The sequence below is a fragment of the Micromonospora reichwaldensis genome, from assembly GCF_031845925.1.
Classification (GTDB): domain Bacteria; phylum Actinomycetota; class Actinomycetes; order Mycobacteriales; family Micromonosporaceae; genus Micromonospora; species Micromonospora reichwaldensis.
In genome coordinates this window covers 24,033-40,847 of sequence record NZ_JAVRFL010000018.1, presented here as the reverse complement: position 1 = coordinate 40,847, position 16,815 = coordinate 24,033, and the positions used below count along the sequence as shown (strand labels likewise).

The 16,815-nt window shown below is 75.6% G+C and carries 11 protein-coding genes; 3 read left to right on the top strand and 8 right to left on the bottom strand.

Annotated elements, in window-relative coordinates; all coding sequences use genetic code 11:
- Positions 1-84: 84 nt before the first annotated feature.
- The 7 genes from RM555_RS16710 to RM555_RS16680 form a co-directional block, all read right to left on the bottom strand.
- Positions 85-1,296, bottom strand: a complete 1,212-nt coding sequence (locus RM555_RS16710; protein ID WP_311412618.1) for an RNA polymerase sigma factor — start codon at positions 1,294-1,296, stop codon at positions 85-87.
- A 2-nt stretch (positions 1,297-1,298) separates the two neighbouring features.
- On the bottom strand, positions 1,299-1,649 hold the full coding sequence (locus RM555_RS16705) for a YciI family protein (protein ID WP_311412617.1): 351 nt from the start codon (positions 1,647-1,649) through the stop codon (positions 1,299-1,301).
- Between the two features lie 112 nt (positions 1,650-1,761).
- Positions 1,762-4,599: a DUF5682 family protein gene (locus RM555_RS16700; RefSeq protein WP_311412616.1), complete on the bottom strand. Its 2,838-nt coding sequence runs from the start codon at positions 4,597-4,599 to the stop codon at positions 1,762-1,764.
- Positions 4,596-5,705, bottom strand: coding sequence for an ATP-binding protein (locus RM555_RS16695; RefSeq protein ID WP_311412615.1), 1,110 nt, complete (start codon positions 5,703-5,705; stop codon positions 4,596-4,598). The genes RM555_RS16700 and RM555_RS16695 overlap by 4 nt, the downstream gene beginning before the upstream one ends.
- Positions 5,706-5,719: 14 nt before the next feature.
- Positions 5,720-7,105, bottom strand: coding sequence for a VWA domain-containing protein (locus RM555_RS16690; RefSeq protein ID WP_311412614.1), 1,386 nt, complete (start codon positions 7,103-7,105; stop codon positions 5,720-5,722).
- Positions 7,102-8,508, bottom strand: coding sequence for a hypothetical protein (locus RM555_RS16685; protein WP_311412613.1), 1,407 nt, complete (start codon positions 8,506-8,508; stop codon positions 7,102-7,104). Before RM555_RS16685 ends, RM555_RS16690 begins: the two co-directional genes overlap by 4 nt.
- The gene (locus RM555_RS16680; RefSeq protein ID WP_311412612.1) at positions 8,508-9,014 is read right to left on the bottom strand and encodes a hypothetical protein; all 507 of its coding nucleotides are present in this window, start codon (positions 9,012-9,014) and stop codon (positions 8,508-8,510) included. Before RM555_RS16680 ends, RM555_RS16685 begins: the two co-directional genes overlap by 1 nt.
- A gap of 450 nt (positions 9,015-9,464) precedes the next feature.
- Between RM555_RS16680 and fxsA the strand changes: the two genes are divergently transcribed.
- The 3 genes from fxsA (at position 9,465) to RM555_RS16665 (ending at position 12,724) form a co-directional block, all read left to right on the top strand.
- Positions 9,465-9,656 (top strand): FxSxx-COOH cyclophane-containing RiPP peptide, encoded by a 192-nt coding sequence (gene fxsA, locus RM555_RS16675; RefSeq protein WP_132234860.1) that lies wholly within the window; start codon positions 9,465-9,467, stop codon positions 9,654-9,656.
- A gap of 85 nt (positions 9,657-9,741) precedes the next feature.
- The gene (locus RM555_RS16670; protein ID WP_311412611.1) at positions 9,742-10,965 is read left to right on the top strand and encodes an FxsB family cyclophane-forming radical SAM/SPASM peptide maturase; all 1,224 of its coding nucleotides are present in this window, start codon (positions 9,742-9,744) and stop codon (positions 10,963-10,965) included.
- Between the two features lie 4 nt (positions 10,966-10,969).
- The gene (locus tag RM555_RS16665; protein ID WP_311412610.1) at positions 10,970-12,724 is read left to right on the top strand and encodes an aKG-HExxH-type peptide beta-hydroxylase; all 1,755 of its coding nucleotides are present in this window, start codon (positions 10,970-10,972) and stop codon (positions 12,722-12,724) included.
- Positions 12,725-12,892: 168 nt separating this feature from the next.
- Here the strand turns inward: RM555_RS16665 and fxsT are convergent, their stop codons facing one another.
- Positions 12,893-16,804: an FxSxx-COOH system tetratricopeptide repeat protein gene (gene fxsT / locus RM555_RS16660; protein WP_311412609.1), complete on the bottom strand. Its 3,912-nt coding sequence runs from the start codon at positions 16,802-16,804 to the stop codon at positions 12,893-12,895.
- Positions 16,805-16,815 lie beyond the last annotated feature (11 nt).

The window sequence follows — 16,815 nt, the reverse complement described above, 5'->3', positions numbered from 1 at the left end:
CGTCGGGCGACGCGCCGGGCGCCGCGCTGCCGGACGACCCGAGTTCCCGGCCCACTGGCTGGGCAAACGCCCGGGGCGCGGGCGTCATCCGCCCGTCAGCACCGAGGTCGCCCGGCTGTCCAGGAAGGCGCGTTCGGCCGCGTTGTCCGTCCGCTCGGCGGCCGTCCGGTACGCCCGCGCCGCCTCCCCCGCCCGGCCGAGCCGCCGCAGCAGGTCCGCCCGGACGGCGTGGAACACGTGGTACCCGGCCAGGTCGAGCCGCTCGACGGCCGCCAGCCCCGCTGCCGGCCCGGCCACCTCGGCGAGCGCGACGGCCCGGTTCAGCGCCACCACCGGCCCCGGGGCGTACGCGGTGAGCTGGTCGTACAGCCGGAGGATCTGCGCCCAGTCGGTGCCGGCGGCGTCGGGCGCGTCGCTGTGCACGGCGGCGATCGCGGCCTGGATCTGGTACGGCCCCGGCCGGTCGCGGCGCAGGCAGCGGCGCACCAGGGCCTGCCCCTCGCCGACGAGCCCGGCGTCCCACCGGCGGCGGTCCTGCTCGGGCAGCGGCACCAGCGCGCCGTCGGCCGTGGTGCGGGCGGGGCGGCGCGCCTCGGTGAGCAGCATCAGCGCCAGCAGCCCCAGCGCCTCGGGCTCGTCCGGCATGAGCCGCACCAGCAGCCGGCCGAGCCGGATCGCCTCGGCGCACAGGTCGTCGCGGACCAGCCGGTCGCCGGAGCTGGCGGTGTGCCCCTCGGTGAAGATCAGGTAGAGCACGGCCAGCACGGCGGGGAGCCGGTCCGGCAGGTCGGCGTCGCCGGGCACCCGGTACGGGATCCCGGCATCGCGGATCTTGGCCTTGGCCCGGACGATCCGCTGGGCCATGGTCGCCTCCGGCACCAGGAACGCCCGGGCGATCTCGGCGGTGCCCAGCCCGCCCAGCAGCCGCAGGGTCAGCGCGACCCGGGCGGCGGGGCCGAGCGCCGGATGGCAGCAGGTGAAGATGAGGCGGAGCCGGTCGTCGCGCACGGGTCCCTCCTCGGGCGGTACGTCGCGGACGTGCAGCAGGGCGGCCTGGGCGTGCCGGTCGGCGCGGGATGCCTCCCGCCGCAGCCGGTCGACGGCCCGGTTCCGGGCGGTGGTGATGATCCAGCCGGCCGGGCTGGGCGGCGGCCCGGTCTCGGGCCACCGCGCCACCGCCACCGTGAACGCCTCCTGCACCGCCTCCTCGGCGAGGTCGATGTCGCCGAGGAGGCGGACCAGGACGGCGACGGCGCGGCCGTACTCCGCGCGGAACACCGCCTCCACGTCGGGCATGGTCAGCTCTCGCCCTGGAAGGGGCGCACCTCGATCGGCAGGGTGGTGGCGAGCGCGTACCGGCGGCCCCACGCCAGCGCGGCGTCGAGGTCGGGCGCCCGGAGGATGGTGATCCCGCCGAGGTGTTCCTTGCCCTCGACGAACGGCCCGTCGGTGACCAGCACCTCGCCGTCGGACGGCCGCAGCACGGTCGCCGTGTCGGGCGCGTGCAGCCCCTGGCCGAACACCCAGCAGCCGGACGCCTCCAGCTCCTCCCGGATGGCGCCCAGCTCGCGCATCACCCCGGCCAGGAACTCCGGGTCCGGCAGCCCGTCAGCGTCGGGCTGGTGGATGCTGAGCAAGTACTGCTTCATGGCCTCTCCCCGCGTCGGCGGCCGACGGCGCCGGCCTCTCATCCTCCACACGAACGGGGCGGGCCAGGATCGACAACCCGCCGGAAACTGCTCCGCCGACGGCCGGCGCCGGTCAGCGCGGGGTGGCCGCCAGCAGGTCGGCCACGGCGTCGACGGTCTCCGGATGCGCGGCGAGCAGCGCGGTCAGGCCGGCGGGAACGGCGGTGGTGGCGGCGTCCAGCTCGCGCCATCCGCCGTCGCAACCGAGCAGCGCGGCCACGGCGTCCACGCTCTGCGGGTTGGCCGCCAGCAGGGCGGCGACCGGCCCGGACACGGCGGCGGGGACCGCCGACGTCGACGGCGGCGCCGAGGCCGACCACGGCGGCACCCAGGCGTCCAGCGCGGCCAGCGAGCCGGGGAACGTACGCCCCGCCTCCCGCACCAGCAGCGGCACCAGCTCCGCGCCGTGCTCGCGCAGCGTGGTGATCAGGGTGGGCAGCCACGGCAGCAGGACCGGGTCGGGCAACCGGGCGAACGCGGACGACATCACCTCCACGACGAACGGCGCCAGCCCCGGCACCGGTTCCAGGGCCTGCACGAAGCCGCTGAGGTACTGCGGGAAGGCGGGCACCACCAGCGGGTTGGCGAGCAGCGCGGCGCACCGCTCGCGCAACTCGGCCAGGGGCAGCAGGCCCAACTGGTGCCGGGCGGCCCAGAGCAGCGCCACCTTGGCCGGCGTCTCCGGATGGGACTGCGCGACGGCGAGTTCGAGCTGGGACCGGTCGCAGCCCAGGGAGAGCGCCAGGCTCTCCATGCCGAACAGGAAGCCCAGCATGGCGCCGACCTGACGCACGCCGCTCTCCTCGTCGAGGAACGCGGTGGGCAGCAGCGTGCAGTAGTGCGCGTACCCGGTGGTGACGAACGCCTCGCACCAGGCCGGCAGCGGCCCGGTGGCGCGGTGGTGGGCCAGCAGCCGCCGGATCCGGCGCAGCACCTCGGGGGCGTCGTCGACGGTGCGTTCGGCGGCGAGCAGCTCCACCGCCCGGGCGCCGAGCTCGTCGACCAGGCGCGGGCTGTCGAGCAGCCGGATGGCGTCCTCGACGGCCTCCAGCGCGACCGAGGCCGTCGCCTCCGGGCCCCGCACGGCGCGGCGCAGGCGCTGCTCCAGCACCTGCTCGACGGTCACCCCCTCGTAGCCCAGCTCGATCAGCGCCCGCTGGCTGCGGCCGAGGGCCAGGTCCCAGCTCTCCTGGATCGAGCGCTGCCCCAGCCGGCGCTCGCCCATGATGGGCCGGACCGCGTCGCGGGGCAGCAGGTGCCGCAGCCGCCACAGCAGATCCGAGCAGGGCACCAGCTCGGGGCTGGCCCGCAGGTCCACCAGGGCCCGCTGGATCGTGCGCTTCTCCAGGTCCAGCCCGAGCGGGGCGAGCCGGTCGTGGACGTCGCGCGCGAGCGGCGGAAGTGCCTCGTAGCCCACCTGACCGACCCGGTCGCCGCCGAACAGGATCTCGCAGAGCCGGCGGACGTCCCGGCGGCCCGGGACGACGTCCTTCTCGATGCAGGTGACCGCCGCGTCGGCGAAGTCGTACGGCGTGGGGCGGGCGCGGTTGCGCAGGCCGGCGAGGAGGATCGAGGTCTCGAAGACGGCGATCGCGTCGGCGGTGCTGGCCAGGTAGCCGTTGCGCCGGGCCAGCCGGACGATGTCGACGCACCAGCCGCGCAGCTCCGCCTCGTCCAGGCCCTGCGTCGCCGGCGGCTGCGCCAGGTAGCCGGAGAGCCGGTCGGCGACCCCGGCGGCGGGTGCGGGCGCGGGGGTGGCGCGGCGACGGCCACCGGTGCGGGTCCGGCCGCCCCGCTGCCCCTCCAGCCGGAACGGGCTCAGCTTGGTGCGGGCGACCGCCTTCGTCCAGGTGGCGGAGGCGATCGACACCGAGCCGGGCGCGAGGCCGAACTGCGCCTCGATGGCCGAGTGGCTGGACGGGATGAGCCCGTAGTGCCACCGGGTGCCGGTGCGCGGGCCGATCTCGAAGGGGGCGTCGGCCCGCAACCCGAACTGCTCCACCCGGCTGGCGGCGTGGAACGCGCCGCAGACGTAGAGGCAGTCGGCGGGGTCGGCCCCGGAGGCGGCGAGGTGCTGCCGCATCCGCGTCCACATGTAGCGCTCGCGGTCCTCGTCGCGGTCCTGCCGCTCCGCCCCGGCCGGGCGCAGCCGCCGGAACAGGCTGCCGATCAGCACCATCACCTGCCGGTAGGTGTCGTGGTCGGCGTCGGCGAGCGGCTGCTCGACGTACTGGTCCCACCACTCCGACCAGTGCCGGACCTTGCCGTGGTGCAGGAGGTAGGCCTCCAGCTCCGCGAAGCGGGGCCGCAGGTCGCCGATCTCGACGCCGACCGCGTCGCCGTGCAGGGCAGCCTCCTCCCCCGCCGGCGCGGCGGCCTCGACGTCCCCGCCGGCCGGGGCCTCGTCGGCGGCGTCGGCCGGGCGGCGCGGCGACCACTGGAAGACGTGGTCGGTCGAGCGGTCCACCAGCACCAGCTCGACGCCCGGCGTCTCCAGCGCGTACGCGATGGCCTGGTATTCGGCGCTGGCCTCGGTGATCGGCGCGACCACGCTGAGCGGCCCCCAGTCGGCCGGGAAGCCGTCCAGCTCCGAGGCGAAGGCCTGCACGGCCACCGGGAGGCTGCAGTTGCGCAGCTCGCCCAGCAGCGGCTGGAGGTCCTCGCACAGCTCCAGGTAGATCACCTTCGGCTGCTTCGCGCGCAGCCTGCGGACCATGGCCAGCGCGGACGCCGGGGAGTGGTGGCAGACCGGGAAGATCTCCAGTTCCTCGCCGAGGGCGCGGTCAACGTCGTCGACGATGCCGGCCAGGATCTCCGCGACGGCGCCCGAGCTGCCGGCGAAGGCGCCGGCGGCGGCCGTGAGCTGCTCGCGCAGCGCGCCGAACGGCCCGGCGGTGGTGGGCGCGGTCACGACAGGGCGGCGATCGCCTGGCGGCCACCGTCGAGGAAGCCCTCCCAGCCGTCGTCCTGCTTGGCGCGCGGCTCGACCACCCCGTGCAGGTACTTGTTGAGGATCGCCAGGTCCTCGGGGCTGCGCCGGGCCAGCGAGCCGACCAGCGACCCGGCCAGCGTCGCGGCGCGCAGGGTGCGGTCGCCGAAGAACTGGCTGTGCAGGATGGCGTCCTCCAGGACGCCGATCTGTTCGGCGGTGGACAGCGCCGACTCCAGCTTCTCGTCGTCGCTGGTCGCCGAGGTGGCGGCGGCGCGCAGGTCGGCGAAGCTCTGCAACAGGATGTCGAGCAGGGTGGGCGGCACGTCCAGCGTGATCTGGTGACGGCGCAGCAGCTCCTCGGTGCGGAAGCGGACGATCTCGGCCTCGCTGCGCTTGTTGGTCACCACGGGGATCCGGACGAAGTTGAACCGCCGCTTGAGCGCGGAGGAGAGGTCGTTCACGCCCCGGTCCCGGCTGTTCGCGGTGGCGATGATCGAGAAGCCGGGCTTGGCGAAGACGATGTTGTCGTGGTCCAGCTCCGGGATGGAGACGTACTTCTCCGACAGGATCGAGATCAGCGCGTCCTGCACGTCGCTCGTGGAACGGGTCAGCTCCTCGAACCGGCCGACGGTGCCCTGCTCCATCGCCGTCATGATGGGCGACGGGATCATCGACTCCCGGGACTGGCCCCGCGCGATGACCATGGAGACGTTCCACGAGTACTTGATGTGGTCCTCGGTGGTGCCGGCGGTGCCCTGGACCACCAGGGTCGAGTTGCGGCAGACGGCGGCGGCCAGCAGCTCGGCCAGCCAGCTCTTGCCGGTGCCCGGGTCGCCGATCAGCAGCAGGCCCCGGTCCGACGCCAGGGTCACGATGCTGCGTTCGACGAACGTGCGGTCGCCGAACCACTTCTGCGGGATCTCCCGGTCGAGCCCGTCGGCCCGTTCCGAGCCGAGGACGAACAGGCGGACCATCCGCGGGCTCAGCCGCCACGAGAACGGCTTCGGATCGGTGTCGACCGACTCCAGGAAGTCGAGTTCCTCAGCGTACTTGACCTCGGCGGGGGCACGGAGCATCTCGGACATGAGGGGTTGTTCTCCTAGGTGAGGAAGCTCTTGAGCTCGAAGACGAGTTTGCGGATGTGACCGGAGATGACCGGCGTGCCCAGGTCCTTGAAGCGTTGCCGGAACCAGGGGTTGACGCTCTGCTGGCCCGAGCTGTTGACCGAGCCGACCGGGATGAACCGCACCCCGGAGCGGTGCACCGCCTCGATGCCGTCGAACAGCGGCTGGGAGCGGTCGAACTCGTAGAAGTCCGAGATCCACACCATGACCGTGTTCTTCGGCTCGACGATCTTGGGGCGGGCCAGCGCCATCGCGACCGGGCCGTCGTTGCCGCCGCCCAGCTTGGTGCGCAGCAGCACCTCGAACGGGTCGTGCACCCACGGCGTGAGGTCGAGCGCCCGCGTGTCGTACGCGATCAGGTGCACGTCCACCTTGGGCAGGCCGGCGAAGATCGACGCGAGGATCGTGCAGTTGACCATGGAGTCGACCATCGAGCCCGACTGGTCCACCACCACGATCAGCCGGGCCGGCGTGACCCGGCGGGCGGTCTGCCGGTAGTAGAGCCGGTCGACGTAGAGGCGCTCGTCCTCCGGGCTCCAGTTGGTCAGGTTCTGCCAGATGGTGCGGTCGAGGTCGAGGTTGCGGTAGACCCGCTTCGGCGGCACGGACCGGTCGACGACGCCGACGCTGGTCTGCGCGACCTGGGTACGCAGCACCTCGGCGACCTCGTCGACGAACCGGCGGATGAGCGCCTTGGCGTTGGCCAGGGCCACCCCGGAGAGGTTGGCCTTGTCCCGCAGCAGCTGCTCGATCAGCGACATGCTGGGCGTCAGCCGGCTGGCCAGCACCGGGTCGGCCAGCACCTCCCGCAGGTGCATCCGGCGGACCAGGTCGCCCTCGATGCCGGCCAGCACCCCGCCGAGACCGTCGCCGCCGCCCTGCCGGCGCAGCCCGCCGGGCTCCATCCCGAGGGCCTGCTCGAACCAGCCGGCGTCGGACTGCCACCGGGCCAACTGGCCGGCGTCGACCGCCCCGTGGCCGGTGGCGAACACGTTGAGCAGCAGCTTCGACACCAGCGCGGCGCGGCGTACCTCGGCGGCGCCGGGCGCACCCGACGCGCCCGGCGGCCCGTCGCCACCCGCCTCGGCGACAGGGTCGGCGGCCGCAGGGGCGTCGGGTGTCGGGCTGAGCAGGCCGCGCAGCTCGTCGGCGACGGCCGGGAAGCGCTGGACGACGGTGTCCACCGACACCGCCGGGTCCAGCAGGGCGGCCGGCAGCCCGAGGTCCTCGACGACCGCCATGCTGGCCGACTCCAGGGTGGGCTGCTCGTCGGGGTCGAAGAGCCGGGCCAGCAGCCGCCAGTAGAGCACCTGGCGTCGGTTGGCGTCGGCGAGGTCCACGGGGGTCGGGGAGTCGTTCATCGGCGCAGCAACCGTCCCGCGCGCTCGCGCAGCACCGCCACGGCGTCGCCCGCCTTGGCCTCGGCCTTGGCGATCTTCGGGTCGGTGACCCCGCCCGCCCAGTCGCCGGTGTGCGCCTCGACCGGCCGGCGTTTGACGGTGGCCCGCACCGCCAGGGGTTGCAGCGACCACCGCCCGTCGTCCCACCGGATCAGGCCGAGGCACGCGGACGAGGCGGCCACCAGCTCGGGGGTGAGCGGGCCGCAGGACGGCAGCCGGTCGACCTCGACGGCGATCGGCTGGCCGCCGATGTCGAAGGTCGTCGTGCCGTCGTCGTCGCGCACGGTGTAGCCCTCCACCAGCACGGGCTCGGCGATCCCGACGGGGTGCCGTTCCAGGGGCGCCGGCGCCGCCGCGACGGCCGTCGGCAACAGGACCCGGGCGGTGGCGAACGGGTCGGCCGGCTCGCCGGGTCGCACCCGGTCGTCGTGCCAGAGCAGGTCCGCCCCGTGCAGCGGCAGCCCGGTGACCGTGAGGCTGCGCCGCTCGGCCAGCGCGGCCAGCAGCACGGGATGGGCGTCCAGCAGCCGCCACAGCGCGGGCCCGACGATCGTCTCCACCTTGACCGCGCCGACCGCGCAACGGACCAGCCGCGGCGGCCCGCCGTCGGCCGGTTCGAGGATCGCGTGCACCTGCGCCTGCACGGCGGTGTCGTGCTCGTGCACGTCGACGCCGAGCACGAGCAGCCGCCCGGAGACCTCCTCGACGGCGGTCGGGGCGGTCTCGGCCGCCGCGTCCTGGGCGAGCAGCACGCCCCGGGCCCAGAGGTCGGCCCAGCGCCGCAGCGGCGGCTGCGCCATCGTGGCGACCGGCACGCAGGCGCGCAGCTCGGCGGCGAGCCCGTCGAGCAGCACCGCCAGCCGGCGCAGGCCGGGCTCGGCGAGGGCGGCCTCGACCGGCGCCCCCGCGGCGGCCACCAGCTCGTGGTCGACGCCGCCCCACCCGGTCACCGCCACCTCGTGCAGCCAGGCGCGGGCGCTGGCGCGGGCCGGAGATCCGGCCCCCGGGGGCTCGGCCGGGCCGGGAGCCCAGGGGGCGCGGGCCCGGCCCAGCGCGGTGTCGAGCTGCCCGAGCAGCGCGTCGTGGGCGGCGCCGAGCAGCGCGCACCGGGCGCCGGCGAGGGCGAGGAGGTGTTCCTCGGCCACCGAGCCGGCGGTCACCTTGGCCACCGCCTCGGCGAGCCGGTCGCCGAGCGGGGTGGCGGTCAGCGCGCCGGCCAGGGCGGCCAGCGCGGCGGCGTCGTCCTCACCCACCCGGGCGAGGCCGCGGAGCAGGGCGTCGTCGAGGCCGGCGACCAGGTCGAGGGCGTCGGTCAGGCCGGTCGGGGTGCCGTCGCGCAGGACGGCGAGCTGCGTGCCGAGCATCAGCGGCCCGCCCCGGTGGCCGGGAACCAGTGCAGCTCGGGCAGGGGGACCGCGCTGCCGGGCAGCTCCAGGTAGGACAGGTGGCGCAGGAAGCGACTGAACACGACGGCGGCGGGGGTCGGCTCGTGCCGCCCGGCGAGGGCGGCCAGCAGCTCCCGGCCCGTGTCCACCCCCGCGCCGACGTCGACCCGCAGGTAGCGGACGACCCGGTCGGCGCCGTACTGGAGCAGTGCCTCGTCGGCCAGGGCGTGCAGGTGCTTGCACGGCTCGCCGCGCAGCCCGCCGCAGGGGCGGTTGTTGTTGGTGCTGCAGTGGTAGGCGTGGGTGCCGGAGGCGATCGACGAGACGTAGACCCGGTCGACGTCCGACCCACTGGAGACCACGCCCTGCAACCGCCCGTCGGCCAGCTCGAGGAAGGGCACCTTGGCCAGCTTGCGGGGCCGCGCGGGCGGCACCACCCGCACCGTGCTGTGCCGTCGCCACGCGGTCCGTTCCGCGTCAGCCACTGTCCGACCTCCCGTCCGCCGCTCCCGGCGCCGCCCATGACCATCCGCACGCCGGAGGGGTCGCCGGCGTCGCTGTGACGACAAGGATCATGGACCACGGGTACGACAGACCCTGAGTCGGGTTTACGGACGGTGGTCGCTGCGGAGGCCGCCGCGCCCCTATGCTTCGGACACCGACGCCGACGGGAGGCGGGATGTCACCGGTCATCGCGGTCCCGGGCAGTGCCGGTGCCACCCGGGTCCACCACCTGTCACCGCGCGCCGCCGGACGCGTCCCGGTCGCCGGACACACCGGCGGCGGGTCGGTCGGCCGGGGCCGTCGGGGTGCCGCCGACGCCCGCCCCGGGGTGCGGTGTCGGGCCGTCGGGGCAGGCACCCGATGGTGTAGAAAAGGCGGGGTGAGCGCAGCGATGACGCGCGGCAGGACACACGGTCGCCGGACGGTCCACCGTGGCTGAGACCGAGCTGCCGCCACCGTCGGTGGACGCGGGTGCCGCCCTGGTGCGGCTGGGGGACGTACCGCTGGCCGACCTGCTCGCCGGCGCCGGCGACGGCGTGCTGGCCCACGTGCTCGCCACGCTCGTGGCCGGCGACGAGCCGGGCCGGCAGCTCGACGTGTCGGCGTTCGAGTCGAGCTTCTGACGTGTCCGCCGACGCCCCGACGTCGGCCGCCCCGCCCCACCCTGACCATGCCCGTCCGCCGACCCGGCACGACCCCCCGGCCCCGGTGGCGGGGTCCTGCGGGCCCGCCTCGGTCGCCGAGGCGCCGCCGACCCGGGTCCGGCAGCTCGTGCTCAAGGTGCACAGCCGCTGCAACCTGGCGTGCGACCACTGCTACGTCTACCGCGGCGCCGACCAGCGGTGGCGGGAGCGGCCCCGGGTGATCGCGCCGGGCACCGTGGCCCAGGTCGCGCGGCGCCTCGGCGAGCACCTGGCACGGCACGGCCCCGACCGGGTACGCGTCGTGCTGCACGGCGGCGAGCCGCTGCTGGCCGGTCCGGCGACCCTCGACCGGACCATTCGCACCCTGCGGGCGGCACTGCCCCCCGGCGCGGCGCTCGACGTCGGCGTGCAGACCAACGGCGTGCTGCTGGACGAGGAGTTCCTGGCGCTGTGCCACGGCCACGACATCGACGTCGGGGTGAGCCTCGACGGCGGCCGGGCCGCCAACGACCTGCACCGCCGCTACCCCGACGGACGGGGCAGTTTCGCCGACGTGGCCGCCGCGCTGCGGCTGCTCGGCCGCCCACGGCACCGGTCCCGCTGGGCGGGACTGCTCTGCACGGTCGACCTGGCCAACGACCCGGTGGGCGTCTACGAGTCGCTGCTCGCGTTCGACCCGCCCCGTCTGGACCTGCTGCTGCCGCACGGCAACTGGAGCACTCCCCCGCCCGGGCGCCGGCCGGGCGGCACCGACACCCCGTACGGCGACTGGCTGGTGGCCGTCTTCGACCGCTGGTACGCCACGACGCCCCGCCGCACCGGGATCCGGTTGTTCGAGTCGCTGATCGCGCTGGTGCTGGGCGGCCGCAGCGGCACCCGGGCGGTGGGCTTCGCCGAGCCGGACGTCATGACGATCGAGACCGACGGCACCATCGAGGGCACCGACACCCTGAAGACGACCGACGACGCGTCGATGCGTACCGGCCTCGACGTCTTCCGCCACTCCTTCGACGAGGCGCTGCGGCACCCGTCGCTGGCGGGCCGGCCGGCCGGTCCGGACGCCCTGGCCGCCGCGTGCCGGGCCTGCCCCGTGCTCAGCGCCTGCGGTGGCGGCCTGTACGCGCACCGCTTCCGCGCCGGCGCCGGATTCGCGCACCCGTCGGTCTACTGCCCCGACCTCTACCGGCTGATCGACCACGTACGACGGGTGGTGGCGGCGGACGTCGACGCCCTGCGCCGCCGCGCCCTGGCCGCTCCGCCCGACGCCGCCCCGGCCCGGCGGCGGTGAGTCGGTGGTGCTCTCCCCCGCCCAGCTCGCCGGCCTCGCCGCGGGCCACGGCGACGACGCCACGCTCGAGGTGCTGCGCGCCGGTCAGCTCGGGCGGCGGCGGCTGCTGACCGTCGTCGCCGCCCGCGCGGGCGGAACCGGTTCGCCGGCCGCGCGGTGCCTCGCCCTGCTCACCCTCGCCGAGCGGGCGGATCCGGCGGCCGTCGCTGACGTCCTGGCCCACCCGCCGGTCACCGGCTGGGCCACGGACGCCCTGCACGGCCGCCCCGACGCGGGCTACCTGGCCGGGCTGGCGGGGGCCGCCGCGCTGCGCGCGGGCCTTGCCTTCACGCTCGCCGTGCCCTGCCCGCAGGGTGCGCTGCTGCTGCCCACGGTGGGCGGCGCGGTCGGGCTCGGCGCCGGCACCGCGCTCGTGCGTGGCACGGGACGGCGCTACGACCCCCGGTCGGCCGGCGACGGGCGGCCGCCGCCGGGGTTGTCGGTGCACGGGCCGGCCGGCGCCGTGCACGCCACCGACGGGTCGGGCGACGGTCCCGTCCCGGCACGCGGGTGGCTGCCGAGCCGCCGGCTCACCCCGGGCCGCGACGCGCCCCCGACCGGGGTGCTCGTCGACGACCAGGACCCGCACCGGCGCCGCTACCACCGGCCGCCGACCGGCCGGCTGGACGACGCCTCGGCGGAGCGGCTCGACCGGCTCGCCGGGCAGGCGTGGCACTGGCTGACCGACCGGCTGCCGGCGCACGCCCGGGGGCTGGCCACGCTGCTGCGTACGCTGGTGCCGCTCACGCCGCCGCCGTCCGGGCACCCGGTCAGCGCCACCAGCCGTGCCGCGCTGGGTGCGATCGCGCTCTCCGTGCCGGCCGACCCGCAGACGCTCGCGCTGCTGCTGGTGCACGAGTTGCAGCACACCAAGCTGGGCGCGCTGCTGGACCTGCTGCCGCTGCACGCGCCGGGCGGCCCGGCCCGCTACCGGGCGCCGTGGCGATCAGATCCCCGCCCCGTCGGCGCGCTGTTGCAGGGCGCGTACGCCCACCTCGGGGTGGCCGAGGTGTGGCGCTGCCGACGGCACGAGGACGTCCGCTGCGCGTTCGAGTACGCGTACTGGCGGGTGCAGACCGCGCGGGCCGTCGCGCAGCTCGCCGGCAGCGCGGAGCTGACCGACGACGGGCGGGCCTTCGTGGCGGGCATGGCCGGCACCCTGCGCGGCTGGCAGCCCACCGGCGACGCGCGGGTCGAGGCGGCGGCGCGCGACGTCGCGGACGGCGGGGCGGTGCGCTGGGCGCTGGCCAACCTGGTCCCCGACGACGACGGCGTGGCGGAGGTGGCGCACGCGTGGCGGCAGGGTCGGCCCCCGCCGCCGATCGCCGCACCCGCCGTCGTGCCCGGCCCGGCCCGACCCGCGTCGACCGGGGACACCGGCGCGGAGGCGGCGGTGCGGCGGCGGCTGCTGGCGACGACGGAGCACCGCGGCACGGGCAGCGGCGAGGCGGACGCCACGGGGCGGGTGGACCACGCCGACCGGGCGTACGCGGCGGGGGACGCCGGCGGCGCCCTGACCGGCTACCGCCGCCGGCTCGCCGGGGACCCCGGGGACGCCGACGCGCTGGTCGGCGTCGCGCTGGCCGCCGGGCGGCTGGGGCGTACCGCCGCCGTGCGGGTGCTGACCACCCGCCCCGACCTGGTGCGGGCGCTGTGTCGGCGGCTGCCCGGCGCCGACCCGCTGGCGGTCGCGACCTGGCTGGCCGGCGGCCCCGACTAGCGCGCCCTCCCGGCCGGGCCCGGCACAGGGCGGGCCCGGCGCAGGGCGGGCCCAGCGCAGGGCGGGCCCAGCGCAGGGCGGGCCCAGCGCAGGGCGGGCCCAGCGCAGGGCGGGCCCGGCGCAGGGCGGGTGCTCGGGCCAGACCGGCGCTCGGCGCAGGGCGGGCGCTCAGAGCAGGGCGGGCTCGATGTAGCCGTTGAACCGGTCGCGCTGGCGGGCCTGGACCACCCGTGGGTTGTCGCCGCCGAAAAGCTGCACCAGCTGGCCGAACGCGTCGTCGTAGAGGGCGCGCCCGGCGTCGGCCTCGCTCTCGGTGGCGATCCTGCTGACCGCGAGGTTGAGCGCCGCCGAGACGCTGTCCGGGTGCTCGGCGCCGAGGGCCCGGATCAGCTCGACGTACGCGGTGGTGTCCAGAAGCAGGGCGGCGTCGCGCTCGCCGAGCGCGAACAGGTCGTTGGCGAGGTTGAGCGTGGCGAGCAGGGTGTGCGGGTGCCGCTCGCCGAGGCTGGCGAGAAGCTGGTCGCGGACCCGCTGGGCGAGGTCGAGCGCCTGGGGGTGCTCCCCGCCCTTGCGCAGGAACACGCCGAGGTTGTTGAGGCAGGCCAGGGTGATGGCGTGGTCGGCGCCGAGGACCTCGGTGTACGCGTCGCGCAGCCGCCGCGCCATCCGCAGCGCGGTCGGGTTGTCGCCCACCGCCGACCAGGTGGTCGCCAGCGCCATCTCGCAGGAGAGGGTGTCTGCGTGCTCGCCACCGAGGGTGCGCTGGTAGCGCACCACCGTGCGTTCCAGCACCCGGTGCGCGTCGGCGAAACGGCCGAGCTGGCGCAGGGTCAGCGCCAGCTCCTTGGCGGTACGCAGGGTCTCCGGGTGGTCGGGGCCGATGGTCTTCTGCTGGTTGGCGGAGGTGCGTTGCAGGACGCTGTGCGAGCGCCACAGCTCCCCGGTGTCGCGCAGACCCCGGCCGTAGTTGCTGGCGGAGGCGAGGGTGGACGGGTCCTCGTCGCCGAAGCGTTCCCGGCGCCGCTCGTAGATGTGCTGGTCGAGCTGGGCCGCCTCCCGGAAGTGGCCGACGAGCCGCAGCGACACGGCGAGGTTGTTCTCGGCGGTCAGCGTACGGCCGCTGTCCTCGCCGAAGCTGCGGACGCTCAGCTCCAGGGTGCGCCGGTCGCGCTGCTCGGCGTCGTGGTAGCGGCCCTGGGCGCGCAGGTCGGCCCCGAGGCTGCGGGCCGTCATCAGGGTGTAGAGGTGGTGCTCACCGAAGATCCGCCGCTGCCGGTCGTAGACGTCCTGGTCGATCTCGAAGGCCCGGTCGAAGAGGCTCTGCGCGCGCAGCACGTTGGCCAGGTGGAACCGCATCCGCAGCTTGGTCGGGTCGTCGTCGTCGGTGTCGCGCCAGCGTTCCAGCGCGTCCTCGGCGAGCGAGCGCGCGGACTCGTAGTCCCCGCGGCGGTAGAGGTAGCGGACGGTGTCGGCGACGAGCTGGCGGGCCTCCTCGGCCGTCGACTCGTGCAGCGCCGAGGGACGTACGTGCGGCCACAGCTCGGCGTAGCGCGGCCAGTTGGCCGGCTTGTCCGGATCGCGGGGACTGGCGGCGGCGAGCAGCGACTGTGCCTCGCGGCGGGTCTCGGCGGGGTCGTCGAGCTGGTCCTTGATGACGAGCTGCACCAGCCGGTGGATGCGCACGGTGTTGTTCTCCGCGTCGACCTGGGCGAGGCCGTAGCGGCCCAGCTCGGCGGTGACCAGCCCTTGCAGGATCGGGTCGGTGAGGGTGGGGTCGAACGGGGCCATGAAGACGGCGAACCGCTCGCCGGTGAGCATCGCGACCGGGATCGGCTCCGGCGCGTAGTACGAGCACAGCTCCAGCAGGCGCGCGGCGGCGGGCTTCTCCTGCCGCAGCTGGCGCAGGGTCACCAGCCAGGTCGCGGCGAGCGTCTTGGAGTATCCGGCCGACTGCCGGCCCTCCAGGATGCGCAGCAGGCCGGGGGTGTCCAGCGAGGCGAGGTACTGCTGCACCGGCAACGCCGTGGCCCGCAGGTAGGCGGCGCCCTGTTCCACCGCCAGCGGCAGGTCGCCGAGCTTCTCCGCGACCTGGGTCGCCTCCTCCTCGGTGAGGCCGCGGACGCGGTCGCGCAGCAGCTGGACGCTCTCCATCCGGTCGAAGACGGTCAGCTCGGTGGCGCCCGCGTACTCGCTCCAGGTCTGGTCGCGCGTGGTCAGCAGGACGTGCCCGGGGCCCTGCGGCAGCAGCGCCCGGGTGGCCCGCGACGGCTCGTCGGCGTTGTCCATGACGATCAGCCAGCGCCGGCCGGGGCCGCCACGGCGCAGCGCGTCGAGCACCCGCCGGACCGCCTCGCCACCGCCGCCGGCGCCGAGCCCCATCGCCTCGGCGAGGTCGGCCAGCCCGCCCCGGATCCGCTCCTCGCTGTCGGCGGGGATCCACCAGACCACGTCGTAGTCGCGGGCGAAGCGGAGGGCGTACTCGGCGGCGAGCTGGGTCTTGCCGACCCCGCCGAGACCGTGGACCACCTGCACGCCGGAGGCGGGCGAGGCGGTCAGCCGGTCGCGCAGCGCCTCCAGCTGTGCCGCCCGGCCGACGAAGGTGGTGCCGTGCTGGCGCACGTTCCAGACCGCCGGGAACGCTCCGGGGAACCGGCCGACCGCCCGGCCGGTGACCGTGTGCGCGGGCGCGCCCACCTCCTCGAGCAGCAGGGTCCGGGCGGTGCCGGCGTCGACGTCGCTGAGGTCGACCGGGGTGCGGTCGGTGTAGGGCAGGGCGAGGCGGGACTCGTCGACCCGCAGCGGCACCAGCACGCCGGCGCCGGCGACCTGGTCCCGGCTGGCGGCGGCCTTCCACGCCTCCCCCGCCAGCGGCGTGGCCGCGAAGTGCCGGGTCAGCACGACCAGCACCCGGCTGGCGGCGGCGAGCGCCCGGTCGAACTCGGTGCGGCCACCGGCGCGCACCGGCACGTCGACCGCGCGCCGGTCCACCCGCAGCCCGGCCTCCTCGAGCTGGTCGCCGATCCACTCCGCCCAGAGCCGGTCCATCGAGGCGTAGCCGACCAGCACGGTCTGCTCGGCGGTGAGCCGGGACCGCTCGAACGCGGTCAGCGAGCGACGCCGTTCCTCCTCCGGCATCGGCTCCAGCCGGGTGACCCGGCCACCGGTCACCACCGACGCGAGCTGCTCGTACGCCGCCAGCAGGGTGCCCGCCTGCTCCGGACGGTCGCCGAACGCGGCGAGGATCTCCTCGTAGGCGTAGAACGCGCGGTAGGGCACCTCGATGGTGTTCCAGTAGCGGGCCCGCGCGGCGTCGGAGAGGTGGTCGAGGAACGACGCGAACTCGGCCCGGACCAGGTCCCGGCCGGTCTCCAGCTTGCGCAGCTCGGCGTCCTCCACCCGGGTCGGCACGGGCACCAGCAGCGGCGGGTCGTCCGGGCGCTGGGCGCGGATCGAGCGGGCCACGGCCGACGCGCCCCGGATGCTCTGCGTCGACATGGTGAAGCAGTTGACGACGGTGTCGGGCAGTTGCACGGTGCAGATGCCGGCGACGTCGCTCAGGCCCGTACGGCTGTCGATCAGCACGATGTCGTACTCGGCGCGCATCTGCGCGCGGACCGCGTCGAAGAAGGCCGCCCCGCCCTGGCGTTCGTAGAAGTTCGACCAGTCGAAGGTGCTCACCAGCCGCGAGTACGCCGAGTCCTGCTGGCCGGCCGCCACGAAGTCGATCACGCCGCCGTGCGGGAACTCCCAGTTGAGCGAGACCGCCCGCCGCTGGATCTTGGCGTGCCCGGCGAGCAGCTCCTGCGGGTCGTCGCCGGGGTTGCGCTGCATCGTGGCCATCGAGTAATCCCAGATCATCTCGATGACCCCGGGGGTGGCGCGCAGCTCGGAGTCGCGCAGGAACGGGTGGAAGTAGCGGTGCAGGCCGGGCGACTCCAGGTCCCAGTCCACCACGAGCACCTGGAGCCCCTGGCTGGCCAGGATCCAGGCCACGTTGGCCAGCGCCATCGTGCGTCCCGTGCCGCCCTTGTACGAGTAGAACGTGACGATCTGCCCGCGTGCCGCGTCGTTCACCGCCATCGGCTGACCGC